3 protein-coding genes and 1 pseudogene are annotated in these 3,707 nt (G+C 64.4%); all 4 read left to right on the forward strand.

What is annotated here, in order from left to right; all coding sequences use genetic code 11:
* Positions 1–310: pseudogene (locus tag EN969_RS21185) on the forward strand (CvpA family protein); the annotation flags it as partial.
* A 105-nt stretch (positions 311–415) separates the two neighbouring features.
* Complete coding sequence (gene purF, locus EN969_RS21190; RefSeq protein WP_013532528.1) at positions 416–1,885, forward strand: amidophosphoribosyltransferase; 1,470 nt, start codon at positions 416–418, stop codon at positions 1,883–1,885.
* Between the two features lie 43 nt (positions 1,886–1,928).
* Positions 1,929–2,669 carry an SDR family NAD(P)-dependent oxidoreductase gene (locus tag EN969_RS21195; protein ID WP_013532529.1) on the forward strand — a complete coding sequence of 247 codons (741 nt, stop codon included), beginning with the start codon at positions 1,929–1,931 and terminating at the stop codon, positions 2,667–2,669.
* Positions 2,670–2,804: 135 nt separating this feature from the next.
* Entirely contained in the window at positions 2,805–3,434 is a 630-nt protein-coding gene (locus EN969_RS21200) for a hypothetical protein (protein ID WP_013532530.1), read from the forward strand.
* Positions 3,435–3,707 lie beyond the last annotated feature (273 nt).

Below are 3,707 nucleotides of genomic sequence, written 5' to 3' on the forward strand. Positions count from 1 at the left end.
GCTGTTCTTCAACTGGCTGGCCGGCGCCAAGGCACCAGCCTGGGTCACCGAGGCCAAGTCGCGGCCGCTGCTCGAACAAATCGGCGCCAAGCTCGAAAGCCTGCTGCCCGAGGATCCGGAAAACGCGATCCTCAAGAAGCTCAATCCGAATCAGCCGGCCGCCGAGACGCCAGCTGCTCCGGACGCACCGGCGGCGGATGCTCCGGCGGGCGGCGACGATACCAACACGCCGGCGCCTGACGACAATGACGCAACACCACCGGCGAACAACGCCCCGGCCGCTCCGGCACCGGCGGCACCGGCAAACTGACGCCGAAAAACGGCGTCAGGATCTGACGATGGTGTGAACGACTGCACGGCCCGCGTTGCTTTCGGCGCGAACCCGCATTATATGGCGATTTTAGCGGAGCTTAAGATGGCAGACGCAGACGACGTGCTTTCCGCCGAGGCCGACGACCATTTCCACGACGAATGCGGTGTGTTCGGCATTTTCGGCCGGCAGGACGCTGCGGCCATCGTTACATTGGGCCTGCATGCGCTGCAGCATCGCGGCCAGGAAGCGGCCGGCATCGTTTCCTATGACGGCAGCCAGTTCCATGTCGAACGCCATGTCGGCCTGATCGGCGACACCTTCACCAAGCAGCGCGTCATCGACAGCCTGCAAGGCAACCGCGCCATTGGCCATACGCGCTACGCCACCACGGGCGGCGCCGGCATGCGCAACATCCAGCCCTTTTTCGCCGAATTGGCCGATGGCGGTTTCGCCGTCGCCCACAACGGCAATCTGACCAACGCCATGACCGTGCAGCGCGCGCTGCAGAAGCAAGGCGCGATCTTCTCCTCCACCTCCGATACCGAGACGCTTTTGCACCTCGTCGCCACCAGCAAGGAGCGCGATTTGAACTCGCGTTTCATCGATGCGGTGCGGCAGGTCGAGGGCGCTTTCTCCCTGGTGGCGATGACGGCCAAGAAGATGATCGGCTGCCGCGATCCGCTCGGCATCCGGCCGCTGGTGCTGGGCGATCTCGACGGCGCCTGGATCCTGGCCTCTGAAACCTGCGCGCTCGACATCATCGGTGCGCGTTTCGTGCGCGACCTGAAGCCCGGCGAGATGGTCGTCGTCACGTCCAAGGGCATCGAGAGCCTGTTCCCCTTCGAGCCGCAGAAGACCCGCTTCTGCATCTTCGAATATGTCTATTTCGCGCGGCCGGATTCCTCGGTCGAAGGCCGCAACGTCTATGAGGTGCGCAAGCGTATCGGCGCCGAGCTGGCGGTCGAAAGCCCGGTCGAGGCCGACATCGTCGTGCCGGTGCCGGATTCGGGCACGCCGGCGGCGATCGGCTTCAGCCAGGCGGCCGGCATTCCCTTCGAGCTCGGCATCATCCGCAATCATTATGTCGGCCGCACCTTCATCCAGCCGGGCGATTCGATCCGCCATATGGGCGTCAAGCTGAAGCACAATGCCAACCGGCGCATGATCGAAGGCAAGCGCGTGGTTCTGGTCGACGACAGCATCGTGCGCGGCACCACCAGCCAGAAGATCGTGCAGATGGTGCGCGACGCCGGCGCCAAGGAGGTGCATATGCGCATCGCCTCACCGCCGACACGCGCCTCCTGCTTCTACGGTGTCGACACGCCGGAGAAATCGAAGCTCCTGGCGTCGCGCATGTCGATCGAGGAGATGGCCGAGTTCATTCGCGTCGATTCGCTTGGCTTCCTCACCATTGACGGGCTCTACCGCGCGGTCGGCGAGGCCAGCCGCGACAACGACCAGCCGCAATTCTGCGATGCCTGCTTCACCGGCCAGTACCCGACCCGCCTGCTCGACTTCGAAGGCCACGACAATGTGCGCACGCTGTCGCTGCTGGCGACAAGCGGGACGTAGGCCGGACCGCCATCAGCGTTAGTCAATTCCCGGAATCCATCGCATGACCCTCGACCTTTCCGGCCGCGTTGCGGTCGTCACCGGCGCCTCGCGCGGCATCGGCTATTTCATTGCCAAGGAATTGGCTGCCGCCGGCGCGCATGTCATTGCGGTGGCTCGTACTGTCGGCGGGCTGGAAGAGCTCGACGACCAGATCAAGGCGGCCGGCGGCCAGGCGACACTGGTGCCGCTCGACCTCGCCGACATGGCCGGCATCGACCGCCTGGGCGGCGCCATCCACGAACGCTGGGGCAAGCTCGACATTCTCGTCGCCAATGCCGGCGTGCTCGGCGTCATCTCGCCGATCGGTCATGTCGAAGCAAAAACCTTCGAGAAGGTGATGACCATCAACGTCACCTCGACCTGGCGGCTGATCCGCTCGGTCGACCCTCTGCTGCGGCTCTCCGATGCTGGCCGCGCGATCATCCTGTCTTCCAACGCCGCGCACTCGGCGCGCGCCTTCTGGGCACCCTACGCGGCATCCAAGGCCGCGGTGGAGACGATGATGCGCTCCTGGGCGCATGAGACGCAGAGCCTGCCGCTCAGGGTGAACGCCGCTGACCCCGGCGCCACCCGCACCGCCATGCGGGCCCAGGCAGTGCCGGGCGAAGATCCCGAGACGTTGCCGCATCCCTCCGAGATCGCCAAACGCATCGTGCCGCTGGCCAGCCCGGACCTGAAAGAGACCGGATTGATCTTCCAGGCCAAGCACAATCGCTTCGTCGCCTATAGGCAGCCGGAATAAAAGTTGAGCCTTTTTTTTGACGCATGTCGGTTTCCCAAAAACCGCTGCGCACTTTTAAGCGACATGCGTAGGGATTAAACAGGCCTCCGGAAACGTTTCTTCGACGTAGTCGAAGCCCAAACCGGAGGAACCACCATGCGCAAACTGCTTCTCGCCACCGCGGCCATCCTGATCGCAGCCGCGGGCGCCGCTTACTCGCAAGATGCCAAGATGAGCTTCTTCGTCACCAGTGTCGGTTCCGGCAAGGGTGCCGACCTCGGCGGCCTCAAGGGTGCTGACGCGCATTGCGCATCGCTGGCGGAAGCCGCCGGCGTCACCGGCAAGAGTTGGGCCGCCTATCTGTCGACCAGCGACACCGACGCCCGCGACCGTATCGGCAAGGGGCCGTGGGTGAACGCCAAGGGCGTCAAGATCGCTGACGACGTCGCCTCGTTGCACAGCGATGCCAACGGCATCACCAAGCAGACGGCGCTCAACGAGAAAGGCGAAGTGGTCAACGGCCGCGGTGACACGCCGAACCGCCACGACGTGCTGACCGGCTCCAAGCCCGACGGCACCAAGATCGCCGACCAGACCTGCGGCGACTGGACGATGAGCGGGGCGGAAGGCGCCGCGATGATGGGCCATCATGATCGCACGGGCCTCGACGATTCTGCAGCCGCCAAATCCTGGAATTCCTCGCACGCCTCGCGCGGCGGCTGCAGCCAAGAGGCGCTGAAGGGCACCGGGGGCGATGGCTTGTTCTATTGTTTTGCCACCAACTGAGCCGATTGCGCTTCGAAATCGGGCTGGGAAACCCGCCGTCACATCACGCGGCTGTGATGAGACGGCGGGAAGCTGTGCGGCGGTCATGCTTTCGTCATTTCCTTGGAGTTGGTAGGGTCACCGCGACTCCCACAACAAGCGCCCAACTGGCAGAACAAGGAAATCCCCATGGCTACGACCGCAGCAGCGTTGGTCTGGTATCTGGTAATCGCCGGTCCGCAAGGCGGCATGGTCGTGCTGCCCAGCACCTTCGACAAGCGCGAACAATGCACC

It is taken from the genome of Mesorhizobium sp. M7A.F.Ca.CA.003.01.2.1 (genome assembly GCF_003998945.1).
GTDB classification, from domain to species: Bacteria; Pseudomonadota; Alphaproteobacteria; order Rhizobiales; family Rhizobiaceae; genus Mesorhizobium; species Mesorhizobium ciceri.